Raw genomic sequence first — 21,914 nt, 5'->3', positions numbered from 1 at the left:
TATGAAAAGGTTCATTTTCATCAACGCTATTTTAATTTGTTCGATGTTTACCTATGCACAACAAATTGAATGGCAAGGAAAAGTAGAACTTCTTGGTACATTTTCCTCCGAAGTATCAAATCCGTTTTGGTTTCACGCCAATACCAACACACAAGTAGGAACCTCTTCAAACTTTTCAGCATTAGGTGACGTGGAAGGAGCCTATGCTTTTTCTGAAAATGCTTCAATTAAAGCAGGCCTCTCCTTTTTTTATCGCGATGATGTTACAGATGAATTTCAACGTAAAAACGCTTTCGTGCAATTTCAAAATAACTGGTTAAGGGCGACCATTGGAGCTAAATCTGGCGAAATAAAACAACAAGGACTTTCGGCAACCAATAAAAATTTTTTATTTTCTGAAGATGCCCGCCCATTACCTGGGTTACTTTTGGAAGCGAATAATCCCATAAAAATTTCTGAAACTTTTGCCATCGATTGGGGAATTGGACATTATTATTTAAATGACAATCGATTTGTGGATGATGTGATGATTCACTACAAGCGTTTGGGCTTACAGATTCATTTTAATGAGGCAAACAAAGTCACAGCACAAATACAGCATTATGCACAATGGGGAGGAACCTCTCCAGAATTTGGAAAACTAAACAGCAATTTTGAAGCTTTTGTAGATGTGTTTTTTGCTAAAAGAGCTTCCGAAATTAGTATCGAAGGAGAACTACTAAATGCCGTGGGGAACCATTTAGGCAGTTATTTATTGGATTATAGTTTTAATGCTTCAGTAGGGGTTTTTTCTATTTATCACGAGCATCCTTTTGAAGATGGATCTGGAACTCGATTGGCAAATCTTCCCGACGGTGTTTGGGGTGTTTATTTTCAGCCAACCGAATCAAAAATAGTTTCTGGGGTGGTATATGAATTTATTGTTACCAATAATCAGAGTAAGGGAGGGGTGGGAGCCGATAATTATTTTAGTAATAGTGTTTATCGTTCTGGTTGGACGTACGAAGGTAACGCCATTGGATTGCCTTTTATAATTATAGATTCTAATGTGGAGATTACTGCTATCAATTCGCCAATCGTAAGCAACAGAGTGATATCGCATCATTTTGGCTTCGCAGGAACTGTTAAGGACATACTTTGGCAAGTAAAAAGTAGTTTTGTTAAAAATTTAGGAACATACAACAATCCTTTTCCCGAACCTATACGAGTTTGGTACAATTATCTATCGCTTCAATATCCAACTCAAAAGTATGGCACTTTCCGTTTACTTGGTGGAGTGGATACTGGTAAGTCAATCGATACTGTTGTAGGAGTAGGCCTAGGCTACTCTTATGCATTTTAAGGATTAATCGTCAATCTTAAGGATAAACCCCTGCTTATGTACATTTTCAATTGAAATGGCGGGATCTTTTTGAAGATACTTACGTAAATGGGTGATAAAGACGTTTAAACTTTTCTTATTGAAGTAGTCACTTTTCCCCCACAGAGTGCTTAAGATTTCTTTGTGAGTGCAAAGATTATTTTTATTAGATACGAGAAAATTAAGCAATTCTGCTTCCCGCTTTGTAAGCGTTATTTTTTCATTTTTAAAAGCTAATTGCTGATTTTTATAATGAAAATGATACTTCCCAATAGTGGTTGCCGCTTCGGTCGTTTCAATTTTTGGTGTGGTTTGAATTCGCGACAGGAGCGCTTTGATTCTTACCACCAATTCCTCTTCATCTATAGGTTTTTTTAAATAATCTACGGCTCCTATTGAAAAGCCTTTCAAAACATCCACCTTTAGTGACCGAGCTGTGAGGAATAGAAAAGGTATGGTAGGATGGATACTTTTAATATTTTTTGCCAACTCAAACCCATCTTTGTCGGGAAGCATCACGTCTAAAATGGCTAATTCAAAAATATGAGAATCCAATAGTTGTAATGCTTCGGAAGCGGTTTTTGCAAGGGAAATTTCAAAACCATTCATAGTTAGATACTCCCGCAGTAAATAGCCTAAGGTTGGGTCATCTTCTACCAATAAAATAGTCGCTAGTGATTTACTCATGTTGCAAAGGTAATTTCAATTTTATATTGGTTCCTCTTCCAACCTCACTTTCAACACTAATTTTCCCTTTATGCCTTTTCATAATTTCTTTAACATAACTAAGTCCTAAGCCGTATCCCTTGATGGTATGTGTGTTTCCTTTGGGTACTCGATAGTATTTCTGAAAAATTAACTCTTGCTCCTTTTTTGTTAACCCTATGCCATTGTCCTGAATTTCTATCACTAGATTTTTTCCTTTCTGAAAGGCTTTTAAAGATACTTTAGGCTTCTCGGAATACTTTTTCGCGTTGTCCAGTAAATTATTAATGGCATTTTCTAAATGGGACGCTTCCGTACGGATTATAAACTCTTTGTTTTCAATTTTGAATGAAAAGTCGGTGTCATCAAGTGTTGAGAGTTGTTTAAAATCTTCACAAATCCGTTCCAGAATAGGGGTGAAATCTACTTTTTTTAATTCAAATAATTGTTTCTTCGATTCCAATGTGCCTAGTTCCAATACTTTTTCAATATGGATTTTCATTCGCTCCGTTTGCTGCTGAATTAATTCAATAACAGGTTTTTGGGTTTCCAAAGCGTTTTCACTTAATATCTTCGTGGCTAACCCAATAGAAAAAACAGGTGTTTTTAATTCGTGAGTGAGGTTATTTATAAACTCATTGGTGGTTGTAATAATATTCCGTTGCCAATAAAAAGAACGTAGCACCCAAACGATCACAAAGATAATGGCAATAATAAAAATAAGACTCGGAATGGTAAGTCCGTTTAATTGAAAAAGGAAGTAGCTATTGATGTCTTTAAACTGAAGTTCTAATATTAATCTTTTGTTTAGTATGAGGGGTAAATACCCCTCTAATTCAATAGGATACGTTTTTATTTTTTCTGAAATATCATATACTTTTGGTGCCGTTAGATAATCGGATGAATCTTTTGTAAATAAACGGTACGAAAAATCACTTTCAATCCCATTTTCGGTTAATCGATGTGTGATAAAATCGTTTAAAAAATGCCTAGAAGCATCCTGAATACTATCGATACTTGTATTAAAATAGGAATTATCTTGCGTAATGGCATGACCTATTAAAAAGGTTAGCTGGTTTTGGGTTGCGAGATCTGCTTTTATTTCTTGTGTGGCATTGCCAATATTTCGTTGAAATTGGACTTTAGCTAAATTAATACCAATGTTGAGGTATTGGTATTGTACGACAAAGAGTCCTAATACCGACACAATAAGAATGATAATATAAAGCGTTCTACGTTTCAAAATGTGGTGCCATATTACTAATTTTTTTCCTTTTGAAGTAACGATAGGCCAATTTATAACTCGCTTAACTTTTCATTAATCTTTTTAATTTTCGAATAATCCCAATAAAAGCCTTACAACTGTATCTTTGAAAATGGTTTTAAAAGTTAATATTTATCCAAATTCAATTTAAAAGTTAGTAATTTTTTTCAAAAAACGCCGGGAACAATTTTCCCGGCGTTTTTTATAATTTATTTGAGCGTTTAATTGTTTGTTGCACCCGATAAAATGGGATGGTTTAAAGTAGAATTAAAAGCATAGTCAATTAAAGTAACTACTTCAGTCACCTTATTAAATTCAATTCGAATCCATCCAAAGTAATTAGAATTATTAATATTATTTTGAATCCCAACAATTTGTGCGGAATTTTCCCAACTTCCTTCGTAAGTGGTTATTCCATTTGAAAAAGTATTTCTTATTACTAAAGCTCCATAGTCGTTTGTCCATCGTTGTCCCTGAATTAAATCTTGATTTATTACGGTGCCTATTGGTTCTGATATTATTAACCCCATGTTGAGAAAGTTTTCATTTATGGGCGGGCCAGATTTAATTAAGTTGGGTCCTATAGGATTTATTCCCACATATAAGCGGTCCCCTTGAGTATTGGCCGTAAGTTCAACAAATATGGTAAAATCGACCATGCCGTCTTCTGAAATATCTAGCATAAGGGGTAAAGGATCACCTAGCCTTAAAATTCTACCATCTTTTTTATAAATAATTGTATTTTTTTGATTTGTAAAGAAACTAACTTCATTTCCATAGGATGTCCCTACACTGTTTGTAGCGTAAGCTCTTACATAGTATTTTTGGTTTGGAACAAGGTTTGAAAGCATACTATTGAATAAACTGGATTCTTGACTCTCTATGGTTTTAGTAGAGAGCGTTATGGAAGGATTCGATTTGATATCCCAACAAATCCCTTTTTTTATAACAGATGTACCACCATCACTAAGGACTAAACCACCAGAACTTGCCGTTGTTTCTGTAATGTTCGTTATTTTACTCGTTTGTAAAATAGGTATAGATAGTTCACTAAGGTCATCGGAATGACATCCAATAATGAGAAAATAGATTACGATAAGACAATAGGATAAATTAAATCTGATTTTCATAAGTGATATAATTAAAAGGATGTATCTAAGTGCTAAATCATTTTTATGATTTATTGTATTAGTGCTAATAAACTATTTATAAGATATAGATGGAAAAAGGCACTAGGATTTATGACCCAGCGCCTAATTTTGGTTAATTAGTTGAAAGATGGTTTGTGCTAATTTTAATTCTTTAATCTTTTAAAGATATATCTTGTAATAAAAATACCATTACTGTCACTTTCTCCGCTAAAACTTTCTACCCCGCTATTTACAAAGGCCAACTCCCAACCTTGTATCGCAAGATCATTTAGTTTTGATGTTACGACAGCGTCGTTAGCAGCTATGTTTTGAAATCGAATTCCTCCTAAGTTGAAAAAATTTAGAAGTTTGGTTTCATCAAAGTTTTTTAAACGGATTTCACCTCTGTCAGATTTATTTCGTTCATCATCCTCCGCGGTACGGCTAGAGGTAAACTCTTTATAATCTCTGGGTTCTTCGGAACTTATCATTCTAGACCTCCCTAAGCCATTGGGGATAATAGATTCTACTACCGTAATAGTCTTGTATTCTATGGTCTGTGACCAAGTAATATTGCCTACTAAAAATAGGGCAATAGGAATTAAAAATTGAATTAGTCTCATAATGTTAATGTGTTAGTTTTTAATGGTCATTCTCACATAAGAGAAATCACTTTCTAAAGGTTCATTTTTTAGATTATTTGATTTTTTTTCTGGAAGTACTTTAATTAGTAATGAATTGTTGGTTTCCCAAAAAAGTTCGTATGGAATCCACTTTTCATTTTTAGCCACATAATAATGAGATGCCTCTAAAACGCTATTCGTCTTATTGAGTTTTGATAAATAAATACCTTTAAGTGGTTTACTAGAAGTGGATACTAAATTTAAAGTGGCAAAATTTAAGTAATTGGGCGAAAAAATAGGGTTGGAGGTAACAGTAATAACCTCCGCCGTTTTGGCGTCTACTAAATACCATTCCTTTTCATCAAAAAAAGAATTGGAACCAATCAAGTAAGCATTAATAGAATTACTTTTCCCGAGGTAATAATAAGTACAAAGGTTGACATTAAACTCTGAAAGGAACTCATCTTTAAGACTGGTAATTGCTTTCCATTCTTCATTTATTTTTAGGTGAATAACACCATCAATTTTTTTTGCATCGCCTTCTTTCATTTCAAAGATTATGTCTTGATTTATCGATGCATTAATGTATTCCCTTTCTGTTGCTTTCTTAAAAGTAACTTTTAAAGAATGTTTCTTTCCCTTTAATTTACTCTTAGCTATAATTACATTTTCAATAGAATTGAGGCCAAGAGTTTCAGGCTCAATAATACTATGTCCGAAGTACGCATTCATAAAATACATTAAAGTAATGATTGGCGTAATGGCAATGATCTTATTCATATTTTCAAGGTTTAACCCATAGGATGTCTGCAAAAACATACTATAGTTGGTTTTATAAAAAATTATATTTTGTATGCCAATGAAATTAAGATGTTTCTGTTGCTAAACTTTGCATCATTGGCATCATCGCTTGCAATATTGCTTAACCCATGTAGGTAACTCGCAGCAATTGAAAAATTTGATGATATTTTATATCCAGCCATCCCTGTAATGCCAAAGTCAAATCTTTTTAGTCCGGCTCCATTTTCATCTTCACTTTTAAAGGCGTCCATATTAAACGATTCACTGTAAAGGACACCCTCTTCTTCAAATTCAAATGTCCCCTTTAATTTTCCAGAGAGGCCATAACCAAATGAAGGTCCGGCACCAATATAGAAGTTAGATTTGCCAATAGTATACACTACTATTACAGGAACCTCAATGTAGTTTAGATTGGCTTTCATTTCTTGATTAAAATCCTCGCCAGCTATGGTAGCTTCACTGGTTACTTTCACTCCTTTTTGCATAAAGTTTACTGAAGGTATCACACTAAAATTGTCTGAAATAGGGAATTCAACAAAAATACCCGCTGCAAAACCAGGTCTAAATTCCTTTTTGGTATTGTCAAGGTCATCATCTGTAAAAGTGGCGTTGCTTAATACACCTGAGGCTTGAATTCCATAATTAATTTGTGCTTTTACCCCTATAGAGCAAAGTAGAATGAATGCGGTAAACAATAGTTTTTTCATGTTTAAAGATTTAAGATTAATAGTTCGTTTTTTGATTATTGATGATTTAATAGGACAAATGTAGATGGCAGTGTTGTTTCCTAAAAAAATATCACGGCGAAGTAGCAATGAAATCTATTGAAGTGCAAAAAAGTATAGGTTGAAGTGAAAAATGTTTATGCTATTGATAATTAATGGTATATCTTTAATATGAGGATAGGTAACTATAATTTTTGGAAGTAAAACATCACGATTAAGCACTTTAGGATAGTAAAACAGCACTTCGGTGTTCAAATAATGCATTACGACACAAAAACCGATTATTAATAGGTGCTAAAGTGTAATTTTAACTCAAAAATTTAAACCATTTTACTTTATAAACTACTTAAGTGAATATGAGTATAAAACGTAGATATAGTTATTCGGTTTTAATCTCAATTAATATTGTAATGATAATAATTAGGTTAAAGGTATTTCCAAATGAACCTCCGAGTTATCATATCATTTTAACCATCACAGCTTTGTTGTTATTTATATTAGGTTGGGAAAGTACGGTACTATTGGACCGGCTTTTGGAAAAAATAATTCCCATTTCCAAAAAACCGTTACAAAAGATTTGCATTCAAATAATCCTCTCAGCCCTATTGATAATTTTTATCTCCTACAGCATTTTCTTTATTGCAAATCTATTCTTCGATTTGCAAATTATCCCAATGTGGAATAGTGTTGTTTATTTGATGAATTTCTTTATAGCCGTGATATTTAACCTAACTATTTTTGGGTATTATTATTTTGAAGAATGGAAATATAATTTAGTAAGTAGAAGCCATCTGGAAAAAGATCAGGCTATGGTTAGATATGATGCCTTACGAAATCAGTTAAATCCTCATTTTTTGTTTAATGCATTAACCTCGCTTAATAGCCTAATTTTCGAAAATCAACAATTGGCTTCCGAGTTTCTTCAACAATTATCAAAGGTATATCGATACACGCTTCAAAATAGAGACAAAGATGTGGTATCATTAAAAACTGAAATGGATTTTGTAAAGCATTACATTTCACTTATGAAAACTCGCTTCAATGGAGCCATACAATTTCAAATTGAAATAGCCGAAGAAGATTTAGAAAAGGGAATTGTTCCTGTAATATCACAAATGTTGATTGAGAATGTGGTGAAACATAATAGCATTACTTTAGAAAATCCACTCCTAATTCAGATAAAAACAGATGGGACTTATTTAATGGTAAAAAATAATGTCATTAAAAAAACGCAAGTTGAAAATAGCAATAAATTGGGGCTAGAAAATTTAAAAGACTTATATAAATACTTATCAGATAAAGGTTTAAGAATCGAATCAGATCCAAATAATTTTGCAGTGTATATCCCTTTAATTCATTAGTTATGATAAAAGCGATTATTATTGAAGATGAGCCATTGGTGGCAAGGGGACTTTTAAAACTAGTCAGTGAAATAGATTCGGATATTCATATAGAAATTGTTTTAAATTCTATTAAGTCCTGCTTAGCCTATTTTGCTTCTAATCCAGAACCCGATTTATTATTTATGGATATCCAATTAAGTGATGGAGTAAGTTTCGATTTATTTCAGGAAGTTCAAATAAATTGCCCGGTCATTTTTACTACCGCCTATAACGAATATGCCATAAGGGCTTTTAAATTAAATAGTATCGATTATTTATTAAAACCTGTGGATAAAGAAGAGTTAACCCAAGCCATATATAAGTTTAAGCGAATTAAAGAAATTAAAAACTTCACCTTTAACAACCAATTGGAAGCCTTAATTCGTGATTTAAATCTTTCCAAAGCACAAAAAATATATAAAGAGCGATTTATTGTTCATTCTGGAAAGGCGTTTATAATTGTAAGTCAGGAGAATATATCCTATTTTCAAAAAGATGTTCTTATTTATTTAGTAACTAAGGATAACCAAAAATTTATTACCGATTTCCAAACCATGGAAGAAATTGAAGAATTGGTAAATCCAAGTTTGTTTTTCCGAGCCAATAGACAAATCATTATAAAATCGGATGCCGTGGAAAGCTTTAAAGCCGACTCTTATGGAAAACTTATAGTAAAATTAATAGCCCCTGCTTCCATTTCTATAGATATTAGTAGGGAAAAGGCACAAGCCTTTAAAAAGTGGTTGCAGTAATTTCAATTTGTATTTTCAACCTTAAACAAAATGGGGAGTGCATATAAAACTCCTACTGGTTTTCCACGTTGTTTCCCAGGAATCATTTTAGGAAGCGATTCCACTAATCTAATAGCTTCTTGTTCTAAGCGTGGGTGAGGAGCTCTCGCACGCACGTTTACCACATTGCCTTCCTTGTCTATTTTAAACTGAACACTGATACGCTGCTTTCCCTCTAGACCCAAATCATTTGCCAATTCGGTATTAAATTTATTTTGTACAAACTCCATCACTTTTGCCTCCATACATTGTTTTCTGTCGTTGTTGTTGGTTTTAGATTCACAACCTGGGTAAATGGGTACATCTTCAATAACGGCAAAGGGAACGTAGACAATTTCCTCTTCTTCAACATCCACATCTTCAATTTCTTCAATTTCAACAATTACTTGATCTTGATCTGTTTCTGAAGACTCTATAAGTGTTTCATCCACTTCCGAATCGTTTTCTACTACCTCAATCACTTGAGTAGATATCGCTGGAGGCGGAGGTGGTGGAGGCGGAGGTGGTGTTAGTTGATCTGTAATAGGAATGACATCTTCAAGGTCATCACCTACATCTAATACTTCTCCAGAAGCCAAATCTCTGTCAAACGATTTACTTTCTATGGCTTGATAGGAGATAAAAAGCATCATTGCTAATCCCATTAAAAAGAAGGTACTACTCCAGTTGGCAAGGCTTACGCTCGGATTTTTCTTTAGTTCCATAATTCAAGAATTAAATGACTTTTAAATCGAGTAAAAAAGTACAATGGATATAAGAAGAAAAAAATGACAAAAATCATATCACTTTACTGAAAATGAGCGTTATACTTTCTTTAATAAAATATTATGACTGCAAAATATGCTAGTATAATTAAGAGCAGTACTTTTGCACTTTTAAAAACTGAATTGTGATTCAAGAACTTATTACAGTAATGCTATGGAGTATCTCTCCCTTTGGTGAAGCCAAGGTGGGGATTCCTGTGGGATTGCTTAATGGTACCAATATCTATTTGGTTTTTATTGTAGCCTTTGCAGCTAATGTATTGGTGTTCCCTATGATGATGTTTTTCTTAGACAAGGTTAATCACTATTTGTTGGCTTGGAATTTCTATAAAAAATCGGCCATCTGGGTTGCCAGACGAGCTAAGACAGGTTCTGGGAATAAAATTCAGAAGTATGGATTTTGGGGATTATTGCTCTTTGTTATGATTCCGTTGCCAGGAACCGGTGTGTATGCAGGTAGTATTGCGACCTATCTTTTCAAAATTGAAAAGAGCAAAGCATTTTACGCCAACACCATTGGTATCTTTTTGTCTTCCTTGATTGTTTGGGGAACAACTGTTCTTACCATGAAAGGAATTTACTAATGTTCCGCTAGAAAAAGCTCCTGAGGTTATTTTTTAAAGTCCATACAGTGTAACATATTGTAACCATTGTCGTCTTAAAACGTAAGGAATTCGGCAATTTGTTCGTTGCTTCCATTTTCATTTATATTCAATTTAAATACCTAAAGTAATGTGTAAACATGCTTGCGTTGTTGTATTCTTATTTTTTAGCACATATACTTTTCAACTTTTCGCTCAATCTCAATGGGATACAGAATCTGCCACCCAATCCAGTGTTATAGATCGAATAAATTTAGGAATCAACTACCTATCTAAAAAAGAGTATGCCAAATCGATAGAAGAATTGGTGTATGCTCGCGAAATCTCAATTCAAAATTCATGGTATCCTCAGGTTTTCAATGCCACCTTAAACATTGGCACCAATTATTTCTTAATGATGGATTATGGGGAAGCATTTCATTATTATTTACTGGCGTATGAAACTGCTTTAGCTCATCTTGGGCCAAAGCAGGAAATGCAGGTTTTTAATAATGTAGGCGTATTGTACATTGAAGATAAGGATTTTTACAAGGCAAAGGAATCCTTCCTTAATGCCTATGAAATAGCCGCACAATTAGGCGACAAAGAGCAAATGGGGGCCTATGCCATAAACCTCGCTTTGGTTGGGAATGAATTGGGGGAATTGGAATTTTCAGAAAGGTATATAAATGAGGCTTTACCGCTATTAGAGGAATCTCCCAATGTCTTTTTGTTAGGACAAATTGCAAAAGCCGAAAACCTTTTATTAAAAGGGGATCTTTTGAGTGCTGAAAAATTAGCTCTAAGTATTTTACCTCAGATGGAAAATCTTTCTCATTTAAAAGAGAGAATAACAGTAAACGATAAAATTTCAGTTTTAATAATTCTTGCAAGGGTATATGAAAAGTTAAATAGGCCCGAAAAAGCTCTGGAATTTGCGTTATTGGCACGTTCGGCCGAAAAAAACATTGAAGCTAGAATTAAAATATACACCTTACTTTCACAGCTTTACAGCCAATCTAACGATTATGAAAAAGCCGTTTCCTATAAAGATTCTGTCATTATTGCAACCGATTCCTTATATGCCATAAAGAATGGCATGCTCTTTAAAAGTGAACAATTGAAATTTCAAGTTCAAAACTATAAAAAGGAGCTCATAGAAAGTAAGGATTTACTTAAGCAAGAAAGACAGTTTTATTATGTCTTGATTATTTGTGTTGTAGTTTTTATGGGATTTTTGGTTTTGTTTTTTAAGAACACCTCCTTAAAACATAAACAGCGAAAGAAAATAGTCGAACTGGAATTAGAAAGGGAGAAAAATGAAACTCTTTTAAATGCACAAAAACATCAAGAAAAAGAGGCTTTAGTTTTACTTGAAAGAGAACGTTTAAAGAATGAATTGGATGTAAAAAATAGAGAGCTTACTGCCAAAGCATTGTACCTATCCAGTAAAAACGAACTTATAGAAGAGATTGTCGAATCTATATCCAAGAATACTCAAATAGAAAATAATGCCTTATTAAAGAAACAAATTAATGATCTTAAAAAGCATTTGAAAAAGGACCGACAATGGGATAGCTTCTTTATTCATTTCGAGGAAGTAAATCAAGGGTTTCTTAATAAGCTAAGAGCACAACATCCCGAATTAACACCTGGAGATATTCGTTTTATCACTTTTTTATATATGAATTTAAGTTATAAAGAAATAGCATCTTTATTAAATATTACTCCACAATCTTGTCGAAAAAGAAAGGAACGAATCTCAAAAAAAATGAATTTGTCAAGTAATACTTCCCTTCACGTATATCTTGCAAATATTTAAACCCGTGTCACGAAATTGCTAACCACATGTCACAAAATGTCCCACCTTTTTACAATGAATAATACGCCGGAAATTTAAATTTATCGTTCAATTTTCTAAACAGTATAATTGAACACAAATTATTAATAACCTATTTTATTTTAAAAACGATTAAATGAAAAAAACAAACATTACAAAAAGTATTATTATCCTAGGTTGCTTATTTGGGATTACAACCTCCAAAGCTCAATTTACACAGAGTGCAAAAATTGTAAGTGAAAATAGAGAAAGTCGTGCAGAGTACGGCACTTCTGTTGCTATTAGCAACGAATTTGCAATGGTTGGTGCTTCGCGCGAAACCATTGCTTCAGGTGCTGCCTATATCTACGGGAAAGATATTGACGGGAATTGGAATTTTACACAAAGGCTCGAAGCTTTCGATCCTAATGAAGGTGCAGAGTTTGGTGGAGGAGCAAAATTTTCAGATGATTATCTTGTGGTTGCTGCCGGAAGGGCTGATGTAAACGGATTGCAGAGAACAGGGGCACTGTATGTTTACGATTATGAAAATAACAACTGGGAATATAGCACGAAACTTGTGGCTTCAGACTTGAGTGCTGAAGCGAAGTTGGGAATGAATCCTACGTCATTGGACGCTGAAGGAAATACCATTGTAGCTGGAGCTCCGGGAGATAATTCTTGGACGGGTGCAGCGTATGTATTTACAAATAATGGAGGTACTTGGGAAGAAGCGCAAAAAATAGTAAGCCCATCACCTCAACCCTCAGATGTTTTTGGAATAGGCGTTTCTATTTCTGGTGACTATTTAGCCATAGGAGCTAATGAGGTAGACGGACGTAAGGGTGCTGTATATATGTATATGAAGGATACCAGTGGAGTTTGGGAATATGCACAAACATTGGTAGCATCTGACGCTACAGACGATTCTTTCTTTGGCACTTCGGTAAGTATATCTGGGGACCAATTAGTAGTAGGTGCTTATGGAATGAACCTAGAAGAAGGAGCGGCATATGTGTTTGAAAAAGATGCTCAAGGAACATGGGTAGAAGTCCAAAAACTTATGGGAAATGCTACCACAGAAGCCGCTCAGTACGGTTGGGATACCGATATTCAATCCAATATAATAATGGTAAGCGCACCACACATCTTCGGATTTGAACCAGGAGAGGTTTATTTCTACAAGAAAGACACCAATGGTTCATGGGTGGAAGATCAAATTGTTCTTGGAAACGACACCGTAGGGGAGGACTTTTACGGTTGGAGTGTTGCTATGCATGAGCAGCAATTAATTGTTGGAGCCCCCTGGGAAGACCACGATGCCAATGGAGGGGATGAGATAGACCGTGCCGGATCTGCCTATATTTTTGATAATCCTAATATCTTGGGTGGTTTACCAAATAATACCTTAGATAGCTTTACAGTGTATCCAGTTCCTGCCAAAAACAGTATCACTATTGAGTCTGTTAACGCTATTTCAAAAGTTGTGATAAGTAATCAATTAGGAATGACCCTTAGCGTTGAAAGTGTTACAGATATTAAGGAACATACCTTTGATATTTCGTCGTTTACAGAAGGAGTCTATTTTATAAAAGTGTACCACACAGATGGTAAAAAATCGACACAGAAAATTGTGAAAATGAACTAAAGTGTGTTTTTTGTTTGTTAACAAAAAGGCTGTCTTATTTTGGGCAGCCTTTTTATTTATAGACGCACACCGAAAAGTAATTTACTTCCCAATACAAAAATTAGCAAATATATTTCCTAATAAATCGTCGTTGGAGATTTCGCCAGTGATTTCGCCAAAGTGGTATAAGGCTTGCCGAATGTCAATCGCCAGTAGATCGCCGCTTAGGTTGGCATCAATGCCTGCTTGTACTTTCTGAATTTCTTCTAATGCCTTTAATAACGCATCATAATGACGGGAATTGGTAACGATGGTTTCGTTGTTGCGAAGGGCACCCGTATTGACAAAGTTAAGCAGCGTGTTTTTTAAGGTTTCGACACCTTGTCCTGTTTTGGCAGATAAACTTATGGTCTGTGACCCTTCGACTGCACTCAGGGAGACTTGTAACTTCTTTATTTCTTCTTCCGAAAGGGTATCTACTTTATTGGCAATGACCACCAAGGTTTTTTGTGGAAACTTGTTTTTTACTTTCTCTATTTCTTGTAGGACGCTTTGAGATTTCTCACCTCCGTTCGAAATGACAGTGGCGTCGAATAAGTAAATCACTACCTGGGCTTGTTCCATCTTTTGGAACGTCTTCTGGATGCCTAAGCCTTCAATGGTATCTGTCGTTTCTCGGATACCGGCGGTATCGATAAAGCGGAAGCCTACACCGCCAATGGTGATTTCATCTTCTATGGTATCGCGGGTGGTTCCTGCAATGTCGCTTACAATGGCGCGTTCTTCGTTTAGTAAGGCATTGAGTAGGGTAGACTTCCCTACATTGGGTTCGCCCACAATGGCCACGGGAATTCCGTTTTTAAGGACGTTTCCTGTAGCAAAGGAATCGATAAGGCGTTTTAATACGTGGGTGATTTTGGATATCAAGGCTTGAAATTCGTCTCTATTGGCGAATTCTACATCCTCTTCGGCGAAGTCGAGTTCGAGTTCGATTAAGGAGGCAAAGTTGAGGAGCTGCTCTCTAAGGGCCTTTATTTCGGATGAAAACCCACCCCGCATTTGCTGTATCGCCAATTGGTGACTCGCTTCGGAGTCTGAAGCGATTAAATCGGCGACGGCTTCTGCCTGACTTAAGTCCATTTTTCCGTTGAGGAAGGCGCGCAAGGTAAATTCTCCTGCCTGTGCCATGCGAGCTCCTTTCCGAAGGCATAGCTGGATGATTTCCTGCTGAATGTAATTACTGCCGTGGCAGGAAAACTCCACCACATCTTCGCCTGTATAACTGTTGGGGTTTTTAAACACACTCGCCAAGACCTCGTCCACCACACGGTCGCCGTCCTTGATATGCCCTAAATGAATGGTATGCGTCTTTTGTTGGGAGAGCTTTTTCCCAGATACCGAAACAAACACACTGGAGGCAATGTCCAAGGCTTGTTCGCCCGATAGGCGGATAATAGCAATGGCACCCGCTCCGGCAGGGGTGGCTAAGGCAACAATGGTGTCTGTATGCGTCATAGCGGCAAAAGTACGAAATAGAAAGGATTTGTGAAGGGTAAAGGGTGAAGGGTAAAGGGTAAAGGGTGAAGGGTGAAGGGTGAAGGGTGAAGGGTGAAGGGTGAAGGGTGAAGGGTGAAGGGTGAAGGGTGAATTGGTTTTTGGATACACCCTACTTTGACTGGACTTTGACTGGACTTTGACTGGGCTTTGACTGGGCTTTGACTGGGCTTTGACACTTCGACAGGCTCAGTGCAGGCTGGGCTTAGCTCCATAGCTAACATGGGATTGTCTCTAGCTTGGTTTTAGGAAGCTAGGGGGGAAGAAAGCACTAGGCAAACGGATGGAGGTTGGTGGATTAGTTGCCGCCTCCTTTTACGATGCCTATAGGTTTGCCCGTTTGGCAATCTAGGCGTAAAAGCTCACCGGGTTGTACACCGTATTTAGGTGGTGTTACTTTGTAATTTCCAAAACCGTTTTCTGCAGACACCATGAGTATTTCTGTACCATCCCTTGGGTCAATCATGGGGCTTTTGCAAGATGCATTGTCTAATGCTATGCCCTGTGCAGGGACAAATGCCTCTGGGGTGTCTTGGGCTTGTTTGGTGATGTGGGTATTGCTATTTGATTTTTGAGAGGTGCCACACCCTAACAGTAGGGTTGCGAATAAGGCACCAAAGATACCATATTTTAGGGTCTTCATAGGATGATTATTTGAGTATATTAAAAATACTTTAAAAACCTATATCTTGGTTGTATGTGAATAAAAAAAATAGGGGTGTTTGGTATTATTTTACATATGATGTTGACCCGACTTCCCCCCAAGCAGACCCGAAGGAGCCCCCAAGTGGCTGGAAGTTAAAAACGGCTTTGATTTGAAGAGGTAGGAGGTTGGTTTCGAAACAAATAGCTATCTATGATTTATATACGATTGTTGGCGGTAGTATTTTAATCCTCTAAATACGTACAATCAGTATTCAAATTCAAAATATTATCAAAGTAATCTATTGCAATTGAATTATTCAATCCTAGTTTATATGTGCCATATGAGGAATAGTTGATATCGAGATGATGAAGGGGATGCAATCTACCATTTACATATTTTGGATCATAATCATATCTTACATAGGATGGTTCTGATTGAAATATTTCTTCTAACAGAGATATCCCAATATTTTCAACTGTATTAGATTCGATGTAATAATCAGTTACCGAGGGATTTAATTTAAAACTAGAATCTTCTAGAATAGATAAGACACTTGATAAAGCCTTACTATCTATCGAAATTCCTGAAAAGGAACTTATTTCGACTATTTCATCATCTTCGGTAATAACTGAAAAAGGGAATGCTACACTAAAAAATTTATCCTGTCGATAAAAAAAAAGTCTGCTCATTTTGTCAACACATATTTTGAGTTTGCATTTACAATTAGAAGTAGATGTATCAATATTAAGCAGAAGATACCTTGTTGCGAAGACAACTAATCTAGCATAATCTATTTTGTCCCTCAAAGGCGAAAAAAAATCGTCTTCTTGAAAAGGTAAGATATCACGATTAATAATTTTCATTTACCCTTAACATATTTAAGATTATCCTTAACAAAGTCCTTTAAAGTCAACTGATCACTTTCAATCATATCCATTTGTTGTGTAGCCTGAAGTAATTTATCTTGGTATTTCTTTTCGATTTTTAACTCTTTAAAAATTTCCATCATTAAATCAAAATGTGATAATTTCTTCAAGCTGTATTTGAAACGTGTACGAATTTTTTCCTTTTCTGCTTCCGTAGGTTCTTTAATTACCATTTCTTTTTCTAAAACTATATGCTCTAATCCTTCTTGCATTCCAACAGTAAGTCCAGATTTGTTACCAGGCTGAGTAAGAAAAAACGATTTTATAAACGAACGAGTTAACATTGTGTAAAGTGAATTTCTATAACTTGGACTATCTGTTATTCTTTTAGTAACACAAATGACAAATGGAAACTCTAAACCTTTGACATTATTCCTATTACTAATTAATAATGTGTTTAGTTGTTTCTCTTTAGTTTCATAAGCCTTATTAACTATCCAACCCAATTCTTGCTGTATTTTGACCTGTACAATGTCAGCAAACCGATAAATATCTTTGCTAGAATCTAATAAAATTATACCAATATCGTCAGGTTGGACTGTGTCATTTTCAGATATAATTTCTTTTAAAATTTTTATCACACTATCCGAAAAAGTGTCTTTTGCCTCAACTATCCTAATACTTTCAAAATTTTCATCCAAATCTTCAAACCTTCTTAAGGGTTCTCGACTTAAATAGTAATTTGAATTTTTCACCTCTACATTATATCCGCAATCCTTCCATTCTTTTTCTTCTAACCAACGCAATTTTGTTTCTTCGAAAAGTCCCATTCCTAGTCCGTGAGCGAACATTAAAGTTTTTGGATCTGTTCGGTAACATTTGCCTAATAAAAAGTCAGGTTCAATAGAACTTAAAATGTTTTCATCGAAAATGCTTTGAAAAATATCTCCAGCTACATATACATTTTTTTCGGTAACTAGTTCACATAGTTCAAAGAAATTTTCGTCAAAGTCCTGACTTTCATCAATAAACATATAAGTTAGAGCATATGGAATATCAGAGTCTATGTATTTTTCTTTTATTGACTCGATGGCCATTTTACAAGCTTTGCTGAAAGACATTTGAAATGAGTACCTATAGAAGGGAATTTTATAAAAAGCACAAATATATCTGTAAGCACCAGAGTTTGGGAAAGAACTGGAACCCCAAGCATTTGTACACCATAATCTTTTATCCCATTCAATTTGTTGTTCGACTTTCATAAAATTGAAAAAGTCTGGGATTCTTTTTTTTAGATTATCAGCAAGTATCCTGTTGTGGCAAGTAAAGAAAATCTTAGACGAGCTATCATTAATGTATAAATCTTTCAATTTATGCAAAAGCAATTCAGTTTTACCAGTACCTGAAAGCCCTTGAATTCTTATCTTTTTCTTATCTGGATTTTGATAAATAAATCTAGTTTGGTCGCCATCAAATAGTTGAATTTTTTGCTTTACTTTATCTAATAATGTAATAGGAACTTCTTCTTTAACTCTATTTATGTCGTTTATACTACCAATAAATAGAGATATTAATAAATCTAATTTTTTCTTATTAGATTCATCTTTAACTTCTAATTCTTTTAGAAAATCTTCAACATCCTTAATTTCGTTTAATTCTATTTCAGTTTCAAGTAATGAGGTTCTCCACTTCCTAGGCCTTCCCACAATATCTTTATAGAGATATTTATCGGATATAGAGCCTATATCTTCGATTATATCTTCAACGTAATCTTCAAACTGCTCATCATTATCTCCGTAATTTATGATTGCAATTTTATTCTTTGGTGAAAGTATAATTAATGCCTTTGAATACTTATATGAATATTTTTGGTCAGTTAGTGGTCTATCAAGAACATAAATTAAACTTTGCTTCTGGTTAGAATAGTCTTTTAGAGAATCAATAAGACCTGCATTTAACGCATTCTTTTCAGCGTGAAGGAAAAAGTAACTACTCATTTATAATTTTTTCTAAAGATAATAGGATTTTTGAATTTCATAATTGTGTTTTTCTTTTATTACCGCCAACGGTCTCGGCTATGAGTAGTTGCTTGGTTTAGCACTTAACTTTACAAGCCTGCCTGCCGGTAGACAGGTACACACCAAACTGAAAATCCACAAGGATTTTCGTTAATAATCTAGAACTATCAACAATTTATATCTGTTGTTCACAAGAGTTAATTTTTAGAGAATTATTCATCTTCCTCAATTGTATGTTCTCTATCAGTTTCAAGATTTGGGTCATCATAGATTAGATTATTAGTAATGTTAATGGTTACGTTAAGTCGCTCCATAACATCTCCAACCGATAGTTCCACAGCTGGAAATACATCAACTAAAACTTCATTTTCATTAGTGCTTTCTACATTATCTCTACATATTAGCGATACACTAATCTCATCAGTTCCGTATAGTGAAATTCCTATTATTGTAAATCTTTCTCCTAAATTGCAAAGTTCAGCTATTTGATTATAGTTAATATTTGCAATGTCCGCTGCGGCGTGCCCTATTCTATCGTTGTATTGTACAGATGCTTTCATAATTTATTGATTGTATTTTTGTTTTTTTTCAATGTTTGCCAATTCTTAAAATATTACCTTTTATCACAGTTATCCAATTCATTTACGGAGATAAAATGATAAAAACTAATTGCGCTAATTTTTTTGTGGGGGAGTTGTGCCAAATATAGTAAAAAGTCTTTTTTGTGGGTAAAAACATGCTTAAAAAATGTGTACCCATCATGTAGTGCCATCTAGAATAGGGCTGTAGCTTAAAACAATTCCTTTTTTACGGTGTCATAATAACTATCGCTTACGGCAATTCTATGTTCTCCTAGGAGTAGGTCTCTGCCTTTAAGCCCTGTTACTTTTTGTTTGTTGACGATATAGGAACGATGTACCCGTAAAAAGGTATGAGGGAGGGTGGCTTCTAATTTGCTAAGCGACTGGTACGCCATGATTTTTTTGCCGTTGTCGAGGTGGTAGGTAACGTATTCGCTTTCGCTTTTAATAAAAAGAATTTCGTCGATTGCCACTTTATGCAGGTCGTAGCCCGATTTAATGACAAGGGAATCTTCTTGTTGGGCTTCGGGTTTTGGGAATTTTTCTACGGCGCTTACAAACCGTTTAAAGGTAATGGGTTTAAGTAGGTAGTCTAGGGCGCTTAGCTCGAAGCCTTGTAAGGCATATTCTGAATAGGCGGTGGTAAAGATGATACGTATGCCCGATTTTGAAATCATTTCGGCAAACTCGGTGCCTTTAATTTCGGGCATTTGGATGTCTAGAAAGATTAGGTCTATGGTATTGTCTTTAAGGAAGGATAGGGCTTTCAATGGATTTTGGAAGGCGCCTTTATACGCTAGGTAGTCTATTTTATCTACATAGGTTTTAAGCAGGGTTCTTGCCAATTCCTCGTCGTCTATGATGATACAGCGTATGGAACTCATTCTATTTCTAGTTTTAAATAGACGGTAAAGCTACGGGTTTTTGTGATGGTTAATTGGTGTTTTTCTGGATACAGAATTTCCAATCTTTTTTGCACATTGGGTAAGCCAATTCCGCCTTGCGCATCGGTAGAGATAGCGGTGGTAGGAATGCTATTTTCTACGGTAAACTCTATGGTATGTCCTTCTTGTACCAACGAAATATGCACGTAATTATCCTTACCCTTTTCGATGCCACTATGCTTAAAGGCATTTTCTATGTAAGGTACAAAAAGCATTGGTGCCACCAAGGCATGGTCGTTTTGGATGGTTTGGGTAAACGAAATATCGAAGGGGTTGCTACTTTTTAGTTTAAAGAGCTCAATATAGTTAGTAATGTAGTCTAGTTCTTTGCGTAACGGGACTTTGGGTTGTTCGCAATCGTAGATAACGTAGCGGAGCATTTCTGAAAGGGTGCTAATACTTTCCTGAGTTTTGTTGGAGTTGGTGACCGAAAGGGCGTAGATGTTGTTGAGGGCATTGAAAAGAAAATGCGGATTGATCTGCATTTTAAGGAATTTAAGCTCACTGTCTATGAGTTCTGCTTTTGCTATGGCAATGCTTTTTTCCTTTTGTTGGGCATCTATAAACGTTTCTAAAAGTACCGCTATGACCGAGGAAATGGTAAGTATTAATAATTGAATAAAGAATCGGGAGGGCAACACTCTAGGGTTTCTCTCAAAATTGTTGAGGGGTGGTTTATCCATGGGTGGTTTTGGACCCATTTCGGAAGCAAAATAGGCACCTAGTAAGATTGCTGAAATGGAGGCAATAAAGAACAGTAGGTATTTCTTTTTAAATAGTAATTGGGGAACCGCCATGTAGATAAATAGGAAAAGCAAGAGTATTTGAAACACAAAGGCAGGCCCATTGTCTCTAAGAAATTGCATTTGGTTGCCGATAGAAAACCAAAGCAGACTCCAGATCCCTAGCCAGAGTAGTACTTGAATGATATATCTACTGAATCGATTCATGTGTTTAAAATAGTAAAGAAATAGGAGTGAGGAAGGTTTTTTTTTAAAATAGTTCCTTGGATTCCATCCGTCCTATTTTGTATTTCATTGGGCAAATTAAAGGAATAAAAAAGGAATGGTATGCCAAAAACGGCGGTTTTACACGGGTAACTAAGAGGGTTTGTCGTGGGTGAAAAACCATTCACTGAAAAGGTTGGGGGTTTGGCTGAAATTGCCTAATAGAATAATAGCTACCTAATTGAGATTGTTGAATATTGCTTTTAGTTAGTGGAAGAATTCGTTCGTTAGGCGCGGGTTCTCCATATGAAAGAGCTCCAATAATTTGGACCGTTTACATCTTATGAGTTGATTTTAAAAATCCTTCCATTGGGTGAAAAATTCCATTCGCTGAATACTAGTACCCCTTCACTGAAAGTCGCTTTTTTGCATTGAACTATTACGCACCTTTGAGGTCATAAGAGTGAATTTAAAAATAAGAATTATGAAAACAACGAATGTAAAAATGGGATTATTAGCTGTGGTATTTAGCTTGGGTTTCGCAACCATTTCCACAGCACAGTCTAGAGATAGAAAACCAAAAACACAACCTACCTATAGCGAATTGCTTGAAGAAATGGATTCTGGAATGGACGGTAAACTTTCGGCTGCAGAGGTTAAAGGACCCCTTAAAGAAATGTTTGGTGATATAGATACTAACGAAGATGGTTACATCACCCAGGAGGAGTTTGAAAACGCTCCCAAGCCCAAAGGAAGAAAGCCTGAGGGAAGAAACTAACTTGTTTT

The 21,914-nt window shown here is 35.3% G+C and carries 21 protein-coding genes; 7 read left to right on the top strand and 14 right to left on the bottom strand.

Annotated features, from left to right (window positions below; genetic code table 11):
• Position 1 precedes the first annotated feature (1 nt).
• Positions 2–1,342 carry a capsule assembly Wzi family protein gene (locus KXJ69_RS04890; protein ID WP_219051854.1) on the top strand — a complete coding sequence of 447 codons (1,341 nt, stop codon included), beginning with the start codon at positions 2–4 and terminating at the stop codon, positions 1,340–1,342.
• Between the two features lie 3 nt (positions 1,343–1,345).
• Here the strand turns inward: KXJ69_RS04890 and KXJ69_RS04885 are convergent, their stop codons facing one another.
• The 6 genes from KXJ69_RS04885 to KXJ69_RS04860 all read right to left on the bottom strand — a co-directional run bounded on the left by KXJ69_RS04885 (position 1,346) and on the right by KXJ69_RS04860 (position 6,590).
• Positions 1,346–2,047 carry a response regulator transcription factor gene (locus tag KXJ69_RS04885; RefSeq protein ID WP_219051853.1) on the bottom strand — a complete coding sequence of 234 codons (702 nt, stop codon included), beginning with the start codon at positions 2,045–2,047 and terminating at the stop codon, positions 1,346–1,348.
• Positions 2,040–3,308: a sensor histidine kinase gene (locus tag KXJ69_RS04880; protein WP_255571208.1), complete on the bottom strand. Its 1,269-nt coding sequence runs from the start codon at positions 3,306–3,308 to the stop codon at positions 2,040–2,042. The genes KXJ69_RS04885 and KXJ69_RS04880 overlap by 8 nt, the downstream gene beginning before the upstream one ends.
• Positions 3,309–3,550: 242 nt before the next feature.
• Positions 3,551–4,459, bottom strand: a complete 909-nt coding sequence (locus KXJ69_RS04875; protein WP_219051852.1) for a hypothetical protein — start codon at positions 4,457–4,459, stop codon at positions 3,551–3,553.
• A 164-nt stretch (positions 4,460–4,623) separates the two neighbouring features.
• Positions 4,624–5,073, bottom strand: coding sequence for a hypothetical protein (locus KXJ69_RS04870; protein ID WP_373422836.1), 450 nt, complete (start codon positions 5,071–5,073; stop codon positions 4,624–4,626).
• A gap of 21 nt (positions 5,074–5,094) precedes the next feature.
• Positions 5,095–5,862 (bottom strand): hypothetical protein, encoded by a 768-nt coding sequence (locus KXJ69_RS04865; protein WP_219051850.1) that lies wholly within the window; start codon positions 5,860–5,862, stop codon positions 5,095–5,097.
• Positions 5,863–5,924: 62 nt separating this feature from the next.
• Complete coding sequence (locus tag KXJ69_RS04860; RefSeq protein ID WP_219051849.1) at positions 5,925–6,590, bottom strand: porin family protein; 666 nt, start codon at positions 6,588–6,590, stop codon at positions 5,925–5,927.
• A 374-nt stretch (positions 6,591–6,964) separates the two neighbouring features.
• On the opposite strand from KXJ69_RS04860, the gene KXJ69_RS04855 reads away from it, so the two are divergent.
• Positions 6,965–7,969: a sensor histidine kinase gene (locus KXJ69_RS04855; RefSeq protein WP_219051848.1), complete on the top strand. Its 1,005-nt coding sequence runs from the start codon at positions 6,965–6,967 to the stop codon at positions 7,967–7,969.
• Between the two features lie 2 nt (positions 7,970–7,971).
• A complete protein-coding gene (locus KXJ69_RS04850) occupies positions 7,972–8,742 on the top strand; it encodes a LytR/AlgR family response regulator transcription factor (RefSeq protein WP_219051847.1) in 771 nt (256 codons plus the stop codon).
• A gap of 2 nt (positions 8,743–8,744) precedes the next feature.
• Here KXJ69_RS04850 and KXJ69_RS04845 read toward each other — a convergent pair whose 3' ends face one another.
• Positions 8,745–9,485: an energy transducer TonB gene (locus KXJ69_RS04845; RefSeq protein ID WP_219051846.1), complete on the bottom strand. Its 741-nt coding sequence runs from the start codon at positions 9,483–9,485 to the stop codon at positions 8,745–8,747.
• A gap of 209 nt (positions 9,486–9,694) precedes the next feature.
• Between KXJ69_RS04845 and KXJ69_RS04840 the strand changes: the two genes are divergently transcribed.
• From KXJ69_RS04840 to KXJ69_RS04830, 3 genes are all read left to right on the top strand, one after another.
• Positions 9,695–10,129 carry a COG2426 family protein gene (locus KXJ69_RS04840; RefSeq protein ID WP_255571271.1) on the top strand — a complete coding sequence of 145 codons (435 nt, stop codon included), beginning with the start codon at positions 9,695–9,697 and terminating at the stop codon, positions 10,127–10,129.
• A gap of 148 nt (positions 10,130–10,277) precedes the next feature.
• The gene (locus KXJ69_RS04835) at positions 10,278–11,948 is read left to right on the top strand and encodes a tetratricopeptide repeat protein (protein ID WP_219051844.1); all 1,671 of its coding nucleotides are present in this window, start codon (positions 10,278–10,280) and stop codon (positions 11,946–11,948) included.
• 154 nt (positions 11,949–12,102) lie between these two features.
• Positions 12,103–13,593 (top strand): T9SS type A sorting domain-containing protein, encoded by a 1,491-nt coding sequence (locus KXJ69_RS04830; protein ID WP_219051843.1) that lies wholly within the window; start codon positions 12,103–12,105, stop codon positions 13,591–13,593.
• Between the two features lie 81 nt (positions 13,594–13,674).
• On the opposite strand, the gene mnmE is transcribed toward KXJ69_RS04830, so the two are convergent.
• The 7 genes from mnmE to KXJ69_RS04795 all read right to left on the bottom strand — a co-directional run bounded on the left by mnmE (position 13,675) and on the right by KXJ69_RS04795 (position 21,131).
• Entirely contained in the window at positions 13,675–15,087 is a 1,413-nt protein-coding gene (gene mnmE, locus KXJ69_RS04825) for a tRNA uridine-5-carboxymethylaminomethyl(34) synthesis GTPase MnmE (RefSeq protein WP_219051842.1), read from the bottom strand.
• 337 nt (positions 15,088–15,424) lie between these two features.
• Positions 15,425–15,769: a hypothetical protein gene (locus KXJ69_RS04820; protein ID WP_219051841.1), complete on the bottom strand. Its 345-nt coding sequence runs from the start codon at positions 15,767–15,769 to the stop codon at positions 15,425–15,427.
• A gap of 245 nt (positions 15,770–16,014) precedes the next feature.
• Complete coding sequence (locus KXJ69_RS04815) at positions 16,015–16,635, bottom strand: STM2766 family helicase-associated protein (RefSeq protein WP_506737245.1); 621 nt, start codon at positions 16,633–16,635, stop codon at positions 16,015–16,017.
• On the bottom strand, positions 16,632–18,635 hold the full coding sequence (locus tag KXJ69_RS04810; RefSeq protein ID WP_219051839.1) for an STM2767 family DEAD/DEAH box helicase: 2,004 nt from the start codon (positions 18,633–18,635) through the stop codon (positions 16,632–16,634). The genes KXJ69_RS04815 and KXJ69_RS04810 overlap by 4 nt, the downstream gene beginning before the upstream one ends.
• Positions 18,636–18,868: 233 nt before the next feature.
• Complete coding sequence (locus KXJ69_RS04805; protein ID WP_219051838.1) at positions 18,869–19,216, bottom strand: hypothetical protein; 348 nt, start codon at positions 19,214–19,216, stop codon at positions 18,869–18,871.
• A gap of 230 nt (positions 19,217–19,446) precedes the next feature.
• Entirely contained in the window at positions 19,447–20,121 is a 675-nt protein-coding gene (locus tag KXJ69_RS04800) for a LytR/AlgR family response regulator transcription factor (protein ID WP_219051837.1), read from the bottom strand.
• Positions 20,118–21,131: a sensor histidine kinase gene (locus KXJ69_RS04795; protein ID WP_219051836.1), complete on the bottom strand. Its 1,014-nt coding sequence runs from the start codon at positions 21,129–21,131 to the stop codon at positions 20,118–20,120. The genes KXJ69_RS04800 and KXJ69_RS04795 overlap by 4 nt, the downstream gene beginning before the upstream one ends.
• A 481-nt stretch (positions 21,132–21,612) precedes the next feature.
• Here KXJ69_RS04795 and KXJ69_RS04790 point away from each other — a divergent pair, with 481 nt between their 5' ends.
• On the top strand, positions 21,613–21,906 hold the full coding sequence (locus KXJ69_RS04790) for an EF-hand domain-containing protein (protein WP_219051835.1): 294 nt from the start codon (positions 21,613–21,615) through the stop codon (positions 21,904–21,906).
• The last annotated feature ends 8 nt before the right edge of the window (positions 21,907–21,914 follow it).

Source organism: Halomarinibacterium sedimenti (assembly GCF_019312585.1).
In the GTDB taxonomy this organism is placed as follows: domain Bacteria; phylum Bacteroidota; class Bacteroidia; order Flavobacteriales; family Flavobacteriaceae; genus Halomarinibacterium; species Halomarinibacterium sedimenti.
This window is presented reverse-complemented; position numbering and strand designations above follow the sequence as displayed.

Bases quoted from the DNA above. Each gene is read 5' to 3' on its own strand.
- KXJ69_RS04795 (WP_219051836.1), bottom strand. From the start codon at position 21,131: ATGAATCGATTCAGTAGATATATCATTCAAGTACTACTCTGGCTAGGG.
- KXJ69_RS04845 (WP_219051846.1), bottom strand. From the start codon at position 9,485: ATGGAACTAAAGAAAAATCCGAGCGTAAGCCTTGCCAACTGGAGTAGT.
- KXJ69_RS04820 (WP_219051841.1), bottom strand. From the start codon at position 15,769: ATGAAGACCCTAAAATATGGTATCTTTGGTGCCTTATTCGCAACCCTA.
- KXJ69_RS04860 (WP_219051849.1), bottom strand. From the start codon at position 6,590: ATGAAAAAACTATTGTTTACCGCATTCATTCTACTTTGCTCTATAGGG.
- KXJ69_RS04835 (WP_219051844.1), top strand. From the start codon at position 10,278: ATGTGTAAACATGCTTGCGTTGTTGTATTCTTATTTTTTAGCACATAT.
- KXJ69_RS04885 (WP_219051853.1), bottom strand. From the start codon at position 2,047: ATGAGTAAATCACTAGCGACTATTTTATTGGTAGAAGATGACCCAACC.
- KXJ69_RS04810 (WP_219051839.1), bottom strand. From the start codon at position 18,635: ATGAGTAGTTACTTTTTCCTTCACGCTGAAAAGAATGCGTTAAATGCA.
- KXJ69_RS04840 (WP_255571271.1), top strand. From the start codon at position 9,695: ATGCTATGGAGTATCTCTCCCTTTGGTGAAGCCAAGGTGGGGATTCCT.
- KXJ69_RS04790 (WP_219051835.1), top strand. From the start codon at position 21,613: ATGAAAACAACGAATGTAAAAATGGGATTATTAGCTGTGGTATTTAGC.
- KXJ69_RS04815 (WP_506737245.1), bottom strand. From the start codon at position 16,635: ATGAAAATTATTAATCGTGATATCTTACCTTTTCAAGAAGACGATTTT.
- KXJ69_RS04865 (WP_219051850.1), bottom strand. From the start codon at position 5,862: ATGAATAAGATCATTGCCATTACGCCAATCATTACTTTAATGTATTTT.
- KXJ69_RS04800 (WP_219051837.1), bottom strand. From the start codon at position 20,121: ATGAGTTCCATACGCTGTATCATCATAGACGACGAGGAATTGGCAAGA.
- KXJ69_RS04830 (WP_219051843.1), top strand. From the start codon at position 12,103: ATGAAAAAAACAAACATTACAAAAAGTATTATTATCCTAGGTTGCTTA.
- KXJ69_RS04850 (WP_219051847.1), top strand. From the start codon at position 7,972: ATGATAAAAGCGATTATTATTGAAGATGAGCCATTGGTGGCAAGGGGA.
- KXJ69_RS04805 (WP_219051838.1), bottom strand. From the start codon at position 19,216: ATGAAAGCATCTGTACAATACAACGATAGAATAGGGCACGCCGCAGCG.
- mnmE (WP_219051842.1), bottom strand. From the start codon at position 15,087: ATGACGCATACAGACACCATTGTTGCCTTAGCCACCCCTGCCGGAGCG.
- KXJ69_RS04890 (WP_219051854.1), top strand. From the start codon at position 2: ATGAAAAGGTTCATTTTCATCAACGCTATTTTAATTTGTTCGATGTTT.
- KXJ69_RS04855 (WP_219051848.1), top strand. From the start codon at position 6,965: ATGAGTATAAAACGTAGATATAGTTATTCGGTTTTAATCTCAATTAAT.
- KXJ69_RS04875 (WP_219051852.1), bottom strand. From the start codon at position 4,459: ATGAAAATCAGATTTAATTTATCCTATTGTCTTATCGTAATCTATTTT.